The organism is Streptomyces sp. M92 (assembly GCF_028473745.1).
In the GTDB taxonomy this organism is placed as follows: domain Bacteria; phylum Actinomycetota; class Actinomycetes; order Streptomycetales; family Streptomycetaceae; genus Streptomyces.
Window position 1 is genome coordinate 2,248,529 of sequence record NZ_CP101137.1, and the last position, 15,826, is coordinate 2,264,354.

Annotated in this window: 13 protein-coding genes; 11 read left to right on the forward strand and 2 right to left on the reverse strand. The window is 72.4% G+C overall.

Annotation, left to right across the window (positions count from 1 at the left end):
* The first annotated feature begins 174 nt into the window (after nt 1-174).
* The 10 genes from M6G08_RS10195 to M6G08_RS10240 all read left to right on the forward strand — a co-directional run bounded on the left by M6G08_RS10195 (nt 175) and on the right by M6G08_RS10240 (nt 9,000).
* On the forward strand, nt 175-1,266 hold the full coding sequence (locus M6G08_RS10195; protein WP_272586850.1) for a Rossmann-like and DUF2520 domain-containing protein: 1,092 nt from the start codon (nt 175-177) through the stop codon (nt 1,264-1,266).
* Nucleotides 1,263-2,267, forward strand: coding sequence for a pantoate--beta-alanine ligase (panC, locus tag M6G08_RS10200; RefSeq protein WP_272586851.1), 1,005 nt, complete (start codon nt 1,263-1,265; stop codon nt 2,265-2,267). The genes M6G08_RS10195 and panC overlap by 4 nt, the downstream gene beginning before the upstream one ends.
* Nucleotides 2,264-3,997, forward strand: a complete 1,734-nt coding sequence (locus tag M6G08_RS10205) for an L-aspartate oxidase (protein ID WP_272586852.1) — start codon at nt 2,264-2,266, stop codon at nt 3,995-3,997. The genes panC and M6G08_RS10205 overlap by 4 nt, the downstream gene beginning before the upstream one ends.
* Nucleotides 3,998-4,002: 5 nt before the next feature.
* Complete coding sequence (gene nadC, locus M6G08_RS10210) at nt 4,003-4,983, forward strand: carboxylating nicotinate-nucleotide diphosphorylase (protein ID WP_272591302.1); 981 nt, start codon at nt 4,003-4,005, stop codon at nt 4,981-4,983.
* A gap of 5 nt (nt 4,984-4,988) precedes the next feature.
* The gene (locus tag M6G08_RS10215) at nt 4,989-5,786 is read left to right on the forward strand and encodes a type III pantothenate kinase (RefSeq protein WP_073726717.1); all 798 of its coding nucleotides are present in this window, start codon (nt 4,989-4,991) and stop codon (nt 5,784-5,786) included.
* A gap of 660 nt (nt 5,787-6,446) precedes the next feature.
* Nucleotides 6,447-7,079 carry a hypothetical protein gene (locus M6G08_RS10220; protein ID WP_272586853.1) on the forward strand — a complete coding sequence of 211 codons (633 nt, stop codon included), beginning with the start codon at nt 6,447-6,449 and terminating at the stop codon, nt 7,077-7,079.
* Between the two features lie 23 nt (nt 7,080-7,102).
* Complete coding sequence (locus tag M6G08_RS10225) at nt 7,103-7,282, forward strand: hypothetical protein (protein WP_073726719.1); 180 nt, start codon at nt 7,103-7,105, stop codon at nt 7,280-7,282.
* 147 nt (nt 7,283-7,429) lie between these two features.
* Complete coding sequence (locus M6G08_RS10230; RefSeq protein ID WP_272586854.1) at nt 7,430-7,864, forward strand: BlaI/MecI/CopY family transcriptional regulator; 435 nt, start codon at nt 7,430-7,432, stop codon at nt 7,862-7,864.
* A gap of 9 nt (nt 7,865-7,873) precedes the next feature.
* Nucleotides 7,874-8,383: an amino-acid N-acetyltransferase gene (locus tag M6G08_RS10235; RefSeq protein WP_272586855.1), complete on the forward strand. Its 510-nt coding sequence runs from the start codon at nt 7,874-7,876 to the stop codon at nt 8,381-8,383.
* A gap of 281 nt (nt 8,384-8,664) precedes the next feature.
* Nucleotides 8,665-9,000: a histone-like nucleoid-structuring protein Lsr2 gene (locus M6G08_RS10240; RefSeq protein WP_272586856.1), complete on the forward strand. Its 336-nt coding sequence runs from the start codon at nt 8,665-8,667 to the stop codon at nt 8,998-9,000.
* Nucleotides 9,001-9,020: 20 nt separating this feature from the next.
* On the opposite strand, the gene M6G08_RS10245 is transcribed toward M6G08_RS10240, so the two are convergent.
* Nucleotides 9,021-9,722, reverse strand: a complete 702-nt coding sequence (locus M6G08_RS10245) for an SCO3374 family protein (RefSeq protein WP_272586857.1) — start codon at nt 9,720-9,722, stop codon at nt 9,021-9,023.
* A gap of 430 nt (nt 9,723-10,152) precedes the next feature.
* Between M6G08_RS10245 and M6G08_RS10250 the strand changes: the two genes are divergently transcribed.
* Nucleotides 10,153-12,678 carry an ATP-dependent Clp protease ATP-binding subunit gene (locus M6G08_RS10250; RefSeq protein ID WP_272586858.1) on the forward strand — a complete coding sequence of 842 codons (2,526 nt, stop codon included), beginning with the start codon at nt 10,153-10,155 and terminating at the stop codon, nt 12,676-12,678.
* Between the two features lie 74 nt (nt 12,679-12,752).
* Here M6G08_RS10250 and M6G08_RS10255 read toward each other — a convergent pair whose 3' ends face one another.
* Nucleotides 12,753-15,815, reverse strand: a complete 3,063-nt coding sequence (locus M6G08_RS10255) for an NACHT domain-containing protein (protein WP_272586859.1) — start codon at nt 15,813-15,815, stop codon at nt 12,753-12,755.
* Between the last annotated feature and the right edge of the window lie 11 nt (nt 15,816-15,826).

Sequence of the window (15,826 nt, forward strand, 5' to 3'; positions counted from 1 at the left end):
CGCCGGCGGGGCACCCGGGTTGCGCGGGCCCGGCACGCACCGCGGCGTGTGTCCGGCCGCAGTGCGGAAACCCACAGCCTGTGGACAACCGGACGTGCCCCGAACCAATCGCGTTAACATGACGAGAAATCGTCCGGTACCCCGAGCGGACTGGAACGGGAAGGCCGCCGTCGCGTGAACACAACCCCACAGCCAGACCCCAAGGACCGCCCCGCGCGGCTCACCGTAGGCGTCGTCGGCGCCGGACGCGTGGGTCCCGCGCTGGCCGCGTCGCTCCAGCTCGCCGGGCACCGCCCGGTGGCCGTCTCCGGGGTCTCCGACGCCTCCAGACGGCGCGCCGCGGCACTCCTGCCCGACGTACCGCTCGTCCCGCCCGCCGAAGTACTCCAGCGCGCCGAACTGGTCCTGCTGACCGTGCCCGACGACGCCCTGCCGGAGCTGGTCACCGGGCTCGCCGAGACGGGGGCCGTGCGGCCGGGCCAGCTGCTCGTGCACACCTCCGGACGGTACGGCGCGAGGGTCCTGGACCCCGCCCTGCGCGCCGGCGCCCTGCCGCTCGCCCTGCATCCGGCGATGACCTTCACCGGCACCCCCGTGGACGTCCAGCGCCTGGCCGGCTGCTCCTTCGGCGTCACCGCGCCCGAGGAGCTGCGGCTGGCCGCCGAGGCCCTGGTCATCGAGATGGGCGGCGAGCCCGAGTGGATCGCCGAGGAGCGGCGCCCGCTGTACCACGCCGCGCTCGCCCTCGGCGCCAACCACCTGGTCACCCTCGTCGCCCAGTCCATGGAGCTGCTGCGCACGGCCGGCGTCGCGGCCCCCGACCGGATGCTCGGCCCGCTGCTGGGCGCCGCCCTCGACAACGCCCTGCGCTCCGGCGACGCGGCCCTCACCGGCCCCGTCGCGCGTGGGGACGCGGGCACGGTCGCCGCGCACATCGAGGAGCTGCGCGCACACGCCCCGCAGGCGGTCGCCGGCTACGTGGCGATGGCCCGCGCGACCGCCGACCGGGCCCTGGACCACGGCCTGCTGAGGGCGGAACTCGCCGAGGACCTCCTCGGGGTACTCGCCGACGGGACCGGGACCGGGGCCGCGACCGCGACCACGCCCGGCGGACCCGGCGGCGCGACGCGAACCCCCGCCCCCACCGACGACGACACCACGGGCCCAGACGGCACCACAGGCCCAGACGACACCGGCGACACCGGCGACACCGGCGGCCCAGACGGCACCGACGGCACCGACGGCACCGAGGGAGACGCCCGATGACCACCACCCCGCCGCCTGTCCTGCTGCGTACGGCCGACGAACTCCACGCGCGCGTGCGGCACGGCCGCCGGGCCGTCGTGATGACCATGGGCGCCCTGCACGAGGGCCACGCCACGCTGATCCGCACGGCCCGCGACCTGGCCGGCCCGGACGGCGAGGTCGTCGCCACCGTCTTCGTCAACCCGCTCCAGTTCGGCGCCGGCGAGGACCTCGACCGCTACCCGCGCACCCTGGACGCCGATCTGAGGATCGCCGGGCAGGCGGGCGCGGACGCCGTCTTCGCCCCCTCCGTCGACGAGGTCTACCCGGGCGGCGAACCCCAGGTGCGCGTCACCGCCGGACCGATGGGCGAACGCCTGGAGGGCGCCTCGCGGCCCGGCCACTTCGACGGCATGCTCACCGTCGTCGCCAAGCTGCTCCACCTCACCCGCCCGGACCTCGCCCTCTACGGCCAGAAGGACGCCCAGCAGCTCGCCCTGATCCGCCGCATGGTCCGCGACCTGAACTTCGGCGTGGACATCGTCGGCGTCCCCACCGTGCGCGAGGACGACGGCCTGGCCCTCTCCAGCCGCAACCGCTATCTCTCACCCCGGGAGCGCCGCACCGCCCTCGCCCTCTCCCAGGCGCTGTTCGCCGGCCTCGACCGGCACGCCGCCCAGGAGGCGCTGCGCGCGCGGGCCCGCGAGGTGCCCGCCACGCACGCGCGTGCCGAGGCGCTGAGCGCCCTGGGCGAGTCCCGCGCGGCGGCCGACGCCCACGCCGTCTCGAACGCGTCCCCGGGCACCCCGGGAGCCGTACGCGCCGCCGCCCGCCTCGTGCTCGACGACGCCGCCCGCCTCGACCCGCCGCTGGAGCTGGACTACCTCGCCCTGGTCGACCCGTCCGACTTCACCGAGATCGGCGACGACCACACCGGCGACGCCGTCCTCGCCGTCGCCGCCCGGGTCGGCGCCACCCGGCTGATCGACAACGCACCCCTCACCTTCGGAGCCGCCTCGTGACCAGCACAGGCATACGACTGCACGCCCCCGCGCCCGGCTGGGCCATCGACGCGGACGTGGTGGTCGTCGGCTCCGGGGTCGCCGGCCTCACCGCGGCCCTGCGCTGCGAGGCGGCGGGCCTCAGGACGGTCGTCGTCACCAAGGCCCGCCTCGACGACGGCTCCACCCGCTGGGCCCAGGGCGGCATCGCCGCGGCCCTGGGGGAGGGCGACACCCCCGAACAGCACCTGGACGACACCCTGGTCGCGGGCGCGGGCCTGTGCGACCGGGAGGCGGTCCGCACCCTGGTCACCGAGGGCCCGGACGCCGTACGCCGCCTCATCGCCACCGGCGCGCACTTCGACGAGTCCACCGAGGGCGGCCTGGCCCTCACCCGCGAGGGCGGCCACCACCGCCGCCGCATCGCCCACGCGGGCGGCGACGCCACGGGCGCGGAGATCTCCCGCGCGCTGGTCGATGCGGTCCGCGCGCACGGCATCCGCACCGTCGAGAACGCCCTCGTCCTGGACCTCCTCACGGACGCCGGCGGCCGCACGGCCGGCGTCACCCTGCACGTCATGGGCGAGGGCCAGCACGACGGCGTCGGAGCCGTCCACGCCCCCGCCGTGGTCCTCGCCACCGGCGGCATGGGCCAGGTCTTCTCGGCCACGACGAACCCCGCCGTCTCCACGGGCGACGGCGTGGCACTCGCCCTCCGCGCGGGCGCCGAGGTCAGCGACCTGGAGTTCGTCCAGTTCCACCCCACGGTGCTCTTCCTGGGCGCGGACGCGGAGGGCCAGCAGCCCCTGGTCTCGGAGGCGGTACGCGGCGAGGGCGCCCACCTGGTGGACGCCGACGGCGTGCGCTTCATGCGGGGACAGCACGACCTCGCGGAACTCGCCCCCCGGGACATCGTCGCCAAGGGCATCACGCGCCGCATGCAGCAGCAGAACGCCGAGCACATGTACCTGGACGCCCGCCACTTCGGCGCCGAGATGTGGGAGAACCGCTTCCCCACGATCCTCTCCGCCTGCCGCGCCCACGGCATCGATCCGGTCACCGAGCCGATCCCGGTCGCCCCGGCCGCCCACTACGCCTCCGGCGGCGTCCGCACCGACGCCTCGGGCCGCACCACGGTCCCCGGCCTGTACGCGTGCGGCGAGGTGGCCTGCACGGGCGTACACGGAGCCAACCGCCTGGCCTCCAACTCCCTCCTCGAAGGACTGGTCTACGCCGAGCGCATCGCCGCCGACATAGCGACGGCCCACGCGGAAGGCACCCTGCACGCGCGCGTACCGGCCGTCCTCCCGCACCGCGAACAGCCCGAGCACCCCCTCCTCCCGCCCGAGTCCCGCCTGGCCGTCCAGCGGATCATGACCGAGGGCGCCGGCGTCCTGCGCTCGGCGGAATCGCTCACCCGCGCGGCGGACCGCCTCCACCACCTCCACACCGAGGCCCGCGAAGCCCTGCACGAGCACGGCAAGACGTCCGAACCGGGCGTGGACACGTGGGAGGCCACCAACCTCCTCTGCGTGGCCCGCGTCCTGGTGGCGGCGGCGGCCCGACGCGAGGAGACCCGCGGCTGTCACTGGCGCGAGGACCACGCCGACCGCGACGACACGATGTGGCGCCGCCACATCGTCGTACGCCTGAACCCGGACCGCACCCTCGCCGTGCACACCACGGACACGCCAGAATTCCCCCCGACGAATCCCTCACCCCAGCCGACGCGGCGCCCCCAGGAGCAGTGACAGCAGTGAACACCCACGACCTTCCCCTCGCCTCCGGCGGAGGCTGCGGCGACGGCTGCGCCTGCGGCGCGGACACCGACGAAGACACCTACATGGAGTGCGGCCTCGACCCGGCCCTCGCGGCACTCCTCCTGGACTCCGGCCTCGACCCCGTCGAGATCGAGGACCTGGCGAACCTGGCGGTCCAGGAGGACCTGGCGGGCGGCGTGGACGTCACGACGGTCGCGACCATCCCCGAGGATGCCGTGGCGACCGCCGACTTCACGGCCCGCGAGCCCGGCGTCGTGGCGGGCCTCAGGGTCGCCGAGGCGGTCCTCTCGGTCGTCTGCACGGACGCGTTCGAGGTGGAACGCCACGTGGAGGACGGCGACCGCGTCGACGAAGGCGACAGGCTCCTCTCCGTCACCACCCGCACCCGCGACATCCTCACCGCCGAACGCAGCGCGCTGAACCTCATGTGCCGCCTGTCGGGCATCGCGACCGCCACGCGCGCGTGGGCGGACGTCCTGGACGACACGAAGGCCAAGGTCCGCGACACCCGCAAGACGACGCCCGGCCTGCGCAGCCTGGAGAAGTACGCGGTCCGCTGCGGAGGTGGCGTCAACCACCGCATGTCCCTCTCCGACGCGGCCCTGGTCAAGGACAACCACGTGATCGCGGCCGGCGGTGTGGCAGCGGCCTTCGAGGCCGTCCGCGAACGCTTCCCGGACGTTCCCATCGAGGTCGAGGTCGACACCCTGCACCAGCTCCGCGAGGTCCTCGACGCGGGCGCCGACCTGATCCTCCTGGACAACTTCACCCCGTCCGAGTGCGAGGAGGCGGTCGCCCTGGTCGGCGGCCGGGCCGCCCTGGAGGCGTCGGGCCGGCTGACCCTCGACAACGCCAAGGCGTACGCGGCCACGGGCGTCGACTACCTGGCCGTGGGAGCCCTCACCCACAGCTCCCGCATCCTGGACATCGGCCTGGACCTGCGAGCGGCGGAGTAGAAGCCATGCTGCTGACGATCGACGTAGGCAACACGCACACCGTCCTGGGCCTCTTCGACGGCGAGGACATCGTCGAGCACTGGCGCATCTCCACGGACTCGCGCCGCACGGCCGACGAGCTCGCGGTCCTCCTCCAGGGCCTGATGGGCATGCACCCGCTCCTCGGCGACGAGCTGGGCGACGGCATCGACGGCATCGCCATCTGCGCGACGGTCCCCTCCGTCCTCCACGAACTCCGCGAGGTAACCCGCCGCTACTACGGCGACGTCCCCGCGGTCCTCGTGGAGCCGGGCGTGAAGACGGGCGTCCCCATCCTCACCGACCACCCCAAGGAGGTCGGCGCCGACCGCATCATCAACGCGGTGGCGGCCGTCGAGCTGTACGGAGGCCCGGCGATCGTCGTGGACTTCGGCACGGCGACGACGTTCGACGCGGTCAGCGCGCGCGGGGAGTACGTCGGCGGGGTCATCGCCCCCGGCATCGAGATCTCGGTGGACGCGCTCGGCGTCAAGGGCGCCCAGCTCCGCAAGATCGAGGTGGCCCGGCCGCGCAGCGTGATCGGCAAGAACACGGTCGAGGCGATGCAGTCCGGGATCGTCTACGGCTTCGCGGGTCAGGTCGACGGCGTCGTCAACCGCATGGCCCGCGAGCTGGCCGACGACCCCGACGACGTCACGGTCATCGCGACGGGCGGGCTGGCGCCGATGGTGCTGGGCGAGTCCTCGGTCATCGACGAGCACGAGCCGTGGCTGACCCTGATGGGACTCCGCCTGGTGTACGAGCGGAACGTGTCCCGCCTGTAGCGGTGACGCGGGGTGCGGGCGGCGTAGGGCTCCGCGGTCCGGGGTTCGCAGGTCACCCGGCGCGGGTGCGGGCGCCGGGGGTGGGGCGTCGGGGGTGGGTGTCGCGGCCCGGCGCTGCCGGGGTGCCTCCCCCACTCTCGGCTTCTCCCTCACGTTCGGCTTCGTTCGCGCGGGAGGGGCCCCATGAGCGGGAGGTGCCCCACTGCCCGCCCTCCCCCACTTTCGGCTTCGCTCGAGCGGGGGGACCCTCATCGCCCTGGGGGTACCTCCCAGGCCGTTCAGGCACTGGGGGAGGCAGGACTGCCCGCAGCTGGGGCAGCTGCGGCAGCTGGGCGGGACGGCGGCCCGCAGTTGGGGCAGCTGCGGCAGCTGGGCGGGACGGCGGCCCGCAGCCCGGCGGCGTGGCCCCACCGCCCGCAGCCGCGCACGATGGCGCGGCGCCCGCCCGGCGGCTGGCCGCCCCGCGCGGGCGGTCGGCCGCGTACGGCGGGAAGGGGACGTGCCGGGGGGTTTCCGCCCACCCCCGCCCACCGATCCCGCACAGTCCGCCGCAGGCACCCCCCCCGCCCCACCGCCGGAGGCACCCGCAACCGAGTGGCCCCCACGCCACACCCCGCCCACTTATGCCGAGTTTGTCTGATTAGCGCGTATCGTCACCGCATGCCCACGCCCTACGGACCCCGCGGCGGCATGGCGTTCGGCGCTCAGGAGCTGCGTGTGCTCCGGCGCGCCCTCGCCCTCGCCCTCAAGCCCAGCCCCGTCTCGGCACAGGAGGCCCGGGACTGCCTCCACCTCGCAGAGTCGCTCGACGAGGCGATGCGGGAGAGCGTTAGGTTGCGCGCCTTCCTGGTGGCCGACCTCGCCCGGTACCGCGCCGCCCTCCCCGGCACCGCCACCGGCTACCTCGCGCTCCTGGAAGAGGCCCTGGCCGCCGGACACCGCCCGGACGCGGACGACCTGGCCGCCCTCGGCGCCCTGCGCGGCAACCCCGCCGCAGCCGCCCTCCTGGCCCGCTGCGCGCCCCAGGTGCCGCCCGCCGCCCTCAAGGTCACCCTCCCGGCCGCGCGCACGCGCACCGGCACCCGTCTCCTCCTCGCCCTCCCCGGCGGCCGGCGGTCCGACAAGAAGCCCGAGCAGGACCCGCCCCGCAAGCCCGCCCAGCAGCCCGCCCCGAAGCCGGCCGCTCCCAAACGCCCCGTACCCACCCCGGGCGAGGTGTTCCCCCGCCGCAAGCCCGCCCCGCCCGAGCCCGAGCCGGAGTCCGCGTCCCGGCACCACCTCGCCGCCGGCTGAGACGGCCTGGCTACCCTGGATCCATGGACTACGTCTCCGCGCTCCTGCCCCCGGCCGTCATGGCCGTGTTCTTCATCGGCGTGATCAGGGTGATCGTGAAGACCCAGGGCGGCGCCAACAAGGCCAAGGAGGACGCGGCCGTCGACGCCGCCCTCGCGCGGGCGGAGGGCGCCCGCCAGCCGTCCGCCCACCCCGAGACCTGACCGGCCTCACCCCGGCCCACAGGCGTACGACTCCCCGCACCCACCACGAGGAGCCGTACGCCCTTTTCGTGTCTGTTTGACGCCGAACATCCACGTACGGCACGTTCCGGCACGCCATCGCCCGGATCTCCCACTATCGTTCGAAGCGTGCCTCGCCCATTGGGAGAACTCGAAGACGCGGTCATGACGAGGGTGTGGAAGTGGAACCGCCCCGTCACCGTTCGAGAAGTCCTGGAAGACCTGCAACAGGAACGGTCCATCGCCTACACCACGGTGATGACCGTTTTGGACAATCTCCATCAGAAGGGCTGGGTGCGCCGCGAGGCGGAAGGCCGGGCTTATCGATACGAGGCGGTCTCCACCCGCGCCGCCTACGCCGCCGCGCTGATGAACGACGCGTGGTCCCAGAGCGACAACCCCGCCGCCGCCCTCATCGCCTTCTTCGGCATGATGAGCGAGGAACAGCGCCAGGCGCTGAGAGACGCCATCCGCATCGTGCAGGGGCCGGATACCGCGCCCGATACCCGACCGGATACCCCCGCTCCCAGCCCCGGTTCGGTACCGGACGCCGGTGAGCGATAGCGTCCCCACATGCCAAAAGCCATCACCGTCCGGCGGGCCCGCACCAGCGATGTCCCGGACGTGCGCCGGCTCCTCGACGCGTACGTTCGTGACCGCATCCTGCTCGACAAAGCGATGGTGACGCTTTACGAGAGCATCCAGGAGTTCTGGGTCGCGGAACGGGACGACAACGCCGAGGTGGTCGGCTGCGGTGCCCTGCACGTGATGTGGGAAGACCTCGCGGAAGTGCGGACGCTCGCGGTGAAGCCCGGACTGAAGGGCTTCGGCGTGGGGCACCGGTTGCTGGAGAAGTTGCTGGACACGGCGCGCTGGCTCGGTGTTCGCCGCGTTTTCTGCCTGACCTTCGAAGTGGACTTCTTCAGCAAGCACGGCTTCGTCGAGATCGGGGAGACGCCCGTCGACACGGATGTCTACGCGGAGCTGCTGCGTTCCTATGACGAGGGTGTTGCTGAGTTCCTGGGTCTCGAACGAGTGAAACCGAACACTCTGGGCAACAGCCGGATGCTTCTGCATCTGTGATCGCCGTGCGCCGACGGGCTGTCACGGGCTTCGACGGGCTTCGACAGGCGTCCTTCGCCAGGTTTATTCCACCGATGCGCCGTGCGCGGGTTCCCTATGTCCGAAACGCGCATCTTTTCGTCCCGGAGGGGTGCTACCGGTCTCTGCCGGGGGGTTTGTGTTTTTGCGGCAAAAGCGGTTTGCTTTCCGAGGTACTGCAGTACTGCTTATAACAAGGGACGGCGATACGGCGGACGCCGGCGGACGCCCGGTCCCTCAAGTTATCGATGAAAGGAAATCCGGTGGCACAGAAGGTTCAGGTCCTTCTTGTCGACGACCTCGACGGTGGCGAGGCAGACGAGACCGTGACGTTCGCGCTGGACGGCAAGACGTACGAGATCGATCTCACCAACGCCAACGCGGACAAGCTCCGCGGCCTTCTCGAGCCTTACGTGAAGGGCGGGCGTCGTACCGGGGGTCGTGCTTCCGGTGGACGCGGCAAGGCCCGTGCCTCTTCGGGCGGCAGCCAGGACACCGCGGCGATCCGCGCCTGGGCGAAGGAGAACGGCTACGACGTCAACGACCGCGGCCGTGTCCCCGCGATCATCCGCGAGGCGTACGAGAAGGCCAACGGCTGATCACCCGGCCGCACCGCACGTCACAGGACCGGCGCCGGGGGCGGCGAGAGCCGGAACCGGTGGCATTCCGTCGCCAGGGTGTGCACCAGCCGGGCGAGATCGGGGGCGGACCCTACGCCGCCCACGGCCGACAGCGTCGGCAGCGAGGCCTCGACGTCGCGCCCCTGCTCCGGGGGCCGCAGCCAGACGGCGGCCCCCCGCCGGAGCCGGCCGTCGCGGTCCTCGGGACGCGGCGGCGGGAGTGCCGAGCCGGAAGCCGGGGCCGGGGCGCCCGCACCGCCCGTCGGCTCCAGCGGCGCGTCGACCAGGCCGCCCGCCCCGACCGCCGTCAGATCGAGCGGCAGGGACCCCCACTCCAGCCACTCCAGCAGCCCGGGCAACTCGTCCGCGCCGCCCGCGGCCACGAGCAGCAGCATCCGCTCACCCCGCAGGGCCACCGGGAATCCGGGTCGCCGCGGGCCGGTGCCGCGGTGACCGAGCCGCTCCAGCGCGGCGTGACCGGCCTTCGCCGGGACGTCCAGGACGTCGAAGCGGACCCCCGTGCGCAGCCGGACCGGCGCCCCGGCGGCCGTCGGCCAGCCGAGCACGCTTTCGTACCACCGCCGCACCCGGTCCCGGGAGCCGGCCGCTTCGGCCGGCCGGCGGGGAACGGGCACGCCGGAAGCGGCGACGGACGCATCACGGACTGCCGGTACCGGTGCCTGGGGCGGGACGCCAACCATGCCAAGTGCAACAGTCGAAACAACCCCCGAGTTACGCTGGGTTGCGGTGTGGACGCGCAGAGTGCCGGAAAGGGAGGCGTGCGGGGGTGCGGGGAGGCGCAAGGTTGTTCGCCCATAGCGGAGGGAACCGGTGCGCGCGGCATGGAGTGTCAGTCCCAGCGGGTAAGACATCCCTAGTGGGAGGGGGCGACGAGCGGATCGGGCCGCCTCACGTTCGCCATCGGCGTAGTGGCGAGTGGGGTAAGTGCCTGGCCTGCGGGAACATCGTCTCGCACCATCGGGTTGTGGCAGATGTCGGCGTCTGGGGTCAGGAGGCCATCGACGGTGTCGGCAGTTGGAATGAGCGGTCCCCGCTTGCGGGACTAAGCTGCGGAAGGACAGGGAGGGGAAGTTCCCCTTACTGCCTGACCGCTCTGAGGAGCGATTAACGATGTTCGAGAGGTTCACCGACCGCGCGCGGCGGGTTGTCGTCCTGGCTCAGGAAGAAGCCCGGATGCTCAACCACAACTACATCGGCACCGAGCACATCCTCCTGGGCCTGATCCATGAGGGTGAGGGTGTCGCCGCCAAGGCCCTTGAGAGCCTCGGGATTTCGCTCGAGGCGGTCCGCCAGCAGGTGGAGGAGATCATCGGGCAGGGCCAGCAGGCCCCGTCGGGTCACATCCCCTTCACCCCCCGTGCCAAGAAGGTCCTGGAGCTGTCGCTCCGCGAGGCCCTTCAGCTCGGTCACAACTACATCGGCACGGAGCACATCCTGCTCGGCCTGATCCGTGAGGGCGAGGGCGTCGCCGCCCAGGTCCTGGTCAAGCTGGGCGCCGATCTGAACCGGGTGCGGCAGCAGGTGATCCAGCTGCTCTCCGGTTACCAGGGCAAGGAGACCGCCACCGCCGGCGGTCCTGCGGAGGGCACGCCTTCCACGTCCCTGGTCCTCGACCAGTTCGGCCGGAACCTCACCCAGGCCGCTCGTGAGTCCAAGCTCGACCCGGTCATCGGGCGCGAGAAGGAGATCGAGCGGGTCATGCAGGTGCTGTCCCGCCGTACCAAGAACAACCCGGTGCTCATCGGTGAGCCCGGCGTCGGCAAGACCGCCGTAGTCGAGGGCCTCGCGCAGGCCATCGTCAAGGGCGAGGTGCCCGAGACCCTCAAGGACAAGCACCTCTACACCCTGGACCTCGGCGCGCTGGTCGCCGGCTCCCGCTACCGCGGTGACTTCGAGGAGCGCCTGAAGAAGGTGCTCAAGGAGATCCGCACCCGCGGCGACATCATCCTGTTCATCGACGAGCTGCACACGCTGGTCGGTGCGGGTGCCGCCGAGGGCGCCATCGACGCCGCGAGCATCCTGAAGCCGATGCTGGCCCGCGGTGAGCTGCAGACCATCGGTGCGACCACGCTGGACGAGTACCGCAAGCACCTGGAGAAGGACGCGGCCCTCGAGCGCCGCTTCCAGCCGATCCAGGTCGCGGAGCCGTCGCTGCCGCACACGATCGAGATCCTCAAGGGCCTGCGCGACCGCTACGAGGCGCACCACCGCGTCTCCATCACGGACGAGGCCCTGGTGCAGGCGGCGACGCTCGCCGACCGCTACATCTCGGACCGCTTCCTGCCGGACAAGGCGATCGACCTGATCGACGAGGCCGGCTCCCGGATGCGCATCCGCCGGATGACCGCGCCGCCGGACCTGCGCGAGTTCGACGAGAAGATCGCCGGCGTCCGCCGCGACAAGGAGTCCGCGATCGACTCGCAGGACTTCGAGAAGGCCGCCTCCCTGCGCGACAAGGAGAAGCAGCTCCTGGCCGCCAAGGCCAAGCGGGAGAAGGAGTGGAAGGCCGGCGACATGGACGTCGTCGCCGAGGTCGACGGTGAGCTGATCGCCGAGGTCCTCGCGACCGCCACCGGCATCCCGGTCTTCAAGCTCACGGAGGAGGAGTCGTCCCGCCTGCTGCGCATGGAGGACGAGCTCCACAAGCGGGTCATCGGCCAGGTCGACGCCGTCAAGGCGCTGTCCAAGGCGATCCGCCGTACCCGTGCCGGTCTGAAGGACCCGAAGCGCCCCGGTGGCTCGTTCATCTTCGCCGGCCCGTCCGGTGTCGGTAAGACCGAGCTGTCCAAGGCGCTCGCCGAGTTCCTCTTCGGCGACGAGGAGGCGCTGATCTCCCTCGACATGTCGGAGTTCAGCGAGAAGCACACGGTGTCGCGTCTCTTCGGTTCGCCCCCCGGCTACGTGGGCTACGAAGAGGGCGGCCAGCTGACCGAGAAGGTCCGCCGCAAGCCGTTCTCCGTCGTCCTCTTCGACGAGGTCGAGAAGGCCCACCCGGACATCTTCAACTCGCTGCTGCAGATCCTGGAGGACGGTCGCCTGACCGACTCCCAGGGCCGGGTCGTGGACTTCAAGAACACGGTCATCATCATGACGACCAACCTCGGCACCCGGGACATCTCCAAGGGCTTCAACCTCGGCTTCGCCGCCGCGGGTGACACGAAGACCAACTACGAGCGCATGAAGAACAAGGTCCAGGACGAGCTCAAGCAGCACTTCCGGCCCGAGTTCCTCAACCGCGTCGACGACGTGGTCGTCTTCCCGCAGCTCAGCCAGGACGACATCCTGCGGATCGTCGACCTGATGATCCAGAAGGTGGACGAGCGCCTCAAGGACCGGGACATGGGCATCGAGCTCTCCCAGTCCGCCAAGGAGCTGCTGTCCAAGAAGGGCTACGACCCGGTGCTGGGCGCGCGTCCGCTGCGTCGCACGATCCAGCGCGAGGTCGAGGACACCCTGTCGGAGAAGATCCTCTTCGGCGAGCTGCGCCCCGGCCACATCGTGGTCGTGGACACCGAGGGCGAGGGCGACTCGGCGACCTTCACCTTCCGGGGCGAGGAGAAGTCGGCCCTCCCCGACGTCCCGCCGATCGAGCAGGCGGCCGGCGGTGCCGGGCCGAACCTGAGCAAGGAGGCGTAGCCCTCCGGGGGTGAGCCTGAAAGGGGGCTGCCCCGGGACTTCGGTCCCGGGGCAGCCCCCTTTCGCATGCCGGGTCACTGTTCCTCCAGGACCACCTCGGCGCCCGGGAAGAGGGGACGGAAGTCGGCCAGAGCGAGGGAGTGGCCGACGCGGTTGAGGAGGGTCACTCGGTGCACCTCCGGCAGCCGGGCCGCGAGCGCCGCCAGGTGCTCGGTGCCCTCCAGGCCGACGACCGCCAGCTCCTCCACGCCCGGTAGTTCGGGCATCCGGCCGATGGAAGCCGGCACCTCACGGAGGATCGCCGCGTTCAGGTACAGGTGGGTGAGGGCGGGCAGGGCGGCGACCTGCCGCCAGTCCTCCTCCGTCAGCTCCGTGGTCAGCGCACCGAGGCTGAGGGTGCGCAACGTCCGCCACTGACCGAGTCCCCGCAGCCCGGTCGAGGCAGTGCACTCGTCCCCCAGGTAGAGGAAGGCCAGTGGGGCGTCGGTGGGCAGCGCCTCGGTGAGATCGGTGCCCGGCAGTTCCTGGACCAGAGAGAGGAGGGTCAGTGTCGTGAGCGACCGGAGCCCCGCCAGGTCGGTGCCGGAACTGAGGGCGAGTTCGGTCAGGCCCAGCCCCGCCAGCCGGTCCAGGCCGTGCGCGTTCGGGCACCGGTAGGACGCCAGCCGCTTCAACGAGGTGAGGCGGCGCAGGGCGGACAGGTCGGTGAGCAGCGGGTTGTCGGTGAGGGTCAGCGCGGTGACCGCCGAGGGCTCGGGGATCCGGGCGACGAGCGAATCGGCGGAGTACCGCCCCGAGACGGTCAGCCTGTGCCACGGCCGCATTCCGGCGAGCGCCGCGAACTGCTCGGGTGTCTCGCAGCCGAGGAAGAGGTTCGTCCGGTCCAGGTGGTCCAGTACCTCCCTCGCGTACTCCTCCGCGTCGAAGCGGTGCCAGGTGCCCGCGAGCTGGCGGCGGACGTCCAGGTCGGGGTGGTCCCGGAACCGGCGGAGGACGGCGAGGGCGCCGTCGGGTTCCTCGCCGCCGAGGATCGAGGCGGTGACCGTGACGCCCTGCGCCTCCTCGGCCGACAGGCCCTCCGGGCCCGGCAGCAGTTCCAGGACCAGCGGCCCCGCGCCCGCCAGCTCCCGCGCGGCCTCGGCCGTACGCGGGGGGATCAGCTCGGCGGCCCGCTGCTCCACCTCCGCCCGTACCTCCGGATCCAGGGCGGCGACGTGCTCCAGGGCGGCCAGGGCCAGCAGGGTGAGTCGTGGGTCGTTCCCGCCCAGCAGCTCCCTGAGCAGGGAGACGCGTTCGCGTGGCCGGGCGTGGGCCACGGCCATGCGGATCACGTCCTCCCACCCGGTGTCCTCGGCATGGCCGGCGAGGACACCGAGGTGGCCCTCCTCGACCGCGTACCGGGCTGCCAGGTAGTCCTGGAAGGTGCGGTGGACGAAGTCCAGGACGTCCTGGGCCGGGCGGCGCAGGACACCGCTGCGCAGCAGCAGGGTCCGCAGCACCTCGGGGGCGCCCCCCTGCCCGGAAGCCGGGCCGAGGGAGGGAAGGGCTCGGTCCACGATGCCCTCGGCCGTCTCCAGCGTCATTTCCTGCCGACCGCTGAGGACGAGGGCGTAGGCGAGGCGCTGCAGCAGTTCGAGCTGGGCTTCCTCGCCCAGCTCCGGGCCGTCCACGGCGACCGTGCCCCGTTCCCGGTCCCGGCGGGCGAGGAGCATGGTGAGGGCCGCGTCGTACAGCTCCTTGCGGCCGGTGGGCAGGTAGCCGCGGCGCTCGCGGTGCAGAGCGCAGATCAGGCCGCACATCAACGGGTTGGTGACGAGACGGGCCAGATCGCGCTTGGTGCGCAGGGAGTCCAGCAGCCGCTGCTCGTACTCGGGGGAGCGAGCGGCCTCGTGCCAGCGGTGGACGAAGGTGGCGACCTCCGCCCGGCCCATCGGCGCGAGGGAGAGTTCCGTGAAGCGTTCCCGGGCGAGCCAGTCGGCGCGCACGGCGGTAGGGCGGCTGGTCAGCAGCCAGTGGTTGCCGGGGTAGGCGTGGAGAAGGCCGCTCAGCCAGTCCCGGGTGGCGTGACGGTCGGCCTGCGGAATCTCGTCCAGGCCGTCGACCAGGACCAGCGCGCGGCCGTCGGCCAGGACGCGTTCCGCCCAGCCGTCCGGCGGCGTCAGGGGACAGCCGACCGCGCCGAGGAAGGCGGCCGGGGCGGGCAGGGGGCCGGTACGGACCAGGGTACGCAGGGGGAGCACGAACGGGACGCGCGTGCCCTCCTGGGCCGCGGTCACCGCCAGCCACTGGACCAGGGTCGTCTTGCCGGAGCCCGCGTCGCCGCGCAGCAGCACACGGGGTTCCCTGTCCAGCGCCGCTTCGGCGGGCATCCGCCCCGTACGGGCCGGTGCGCTCTCGCCGGTCGCCGTGTCCCGGCCGGGTTCCCCGCCGATGGTCGCCTCCAGGCTCAGGTAGGCGACTTCGAGGGGCCAGCGGTCGGGGGAGTCGCGCAGGTCGAGGCCGTAGATGGTGAGGTGGTTGTGGCGCTCGGCGACGTAGGGGAGGTAGCGGCGTTCGAAGGCGGTGTCGCGGGCGTCGGGGCGCGGGACGCGGGCGATCAGCTCGTCGACCTTCGCGATCAGTTCGGACTGGCCGCGGGTCTGCTCCACCAGGGTCCGTGCCACGAAGGTCGAGCGCCTGGTGAAGAACTCCAGGATGTGCAGGCAGGCCCACTCGGTCGCGGAGTCGAGGAAGTAGCAGGCGTCGGTGGACAGGCCCCTGGTGGCTGACGGCGTACGGCGCCGCAGCTGCTCGGCCAGCTCCCGGTGCCCGAGCCGCACCGCTTGGACGTCGTCCATGTCCAGGTCACCGAGGGCCAGCAGACGGGCCGTCAGGGCGTCCGCGACGGCCTCCGTCTCGTCCGGCGGGAAGGGCGGCTCGCCGGGGGAGTCCAGGGACGCCCCGACCAGCCGCCCCGCGAGCCCGCGCACCTCCTTCTCGCCGAGCGTGCGCTGCTCGCCCCGGAACGCCACGAGGTGGGTCAGCCGGACCGGCCGGTCGACCAGTCCGGCGCCGGGGCCGCCCGTGGCGAACAGCTTCTTCACCAGTGGGGCGACCAGGCTGGACGCCAACTTCCCGCCCAGTACCGTCGGTTCCATGCGCCACCCCC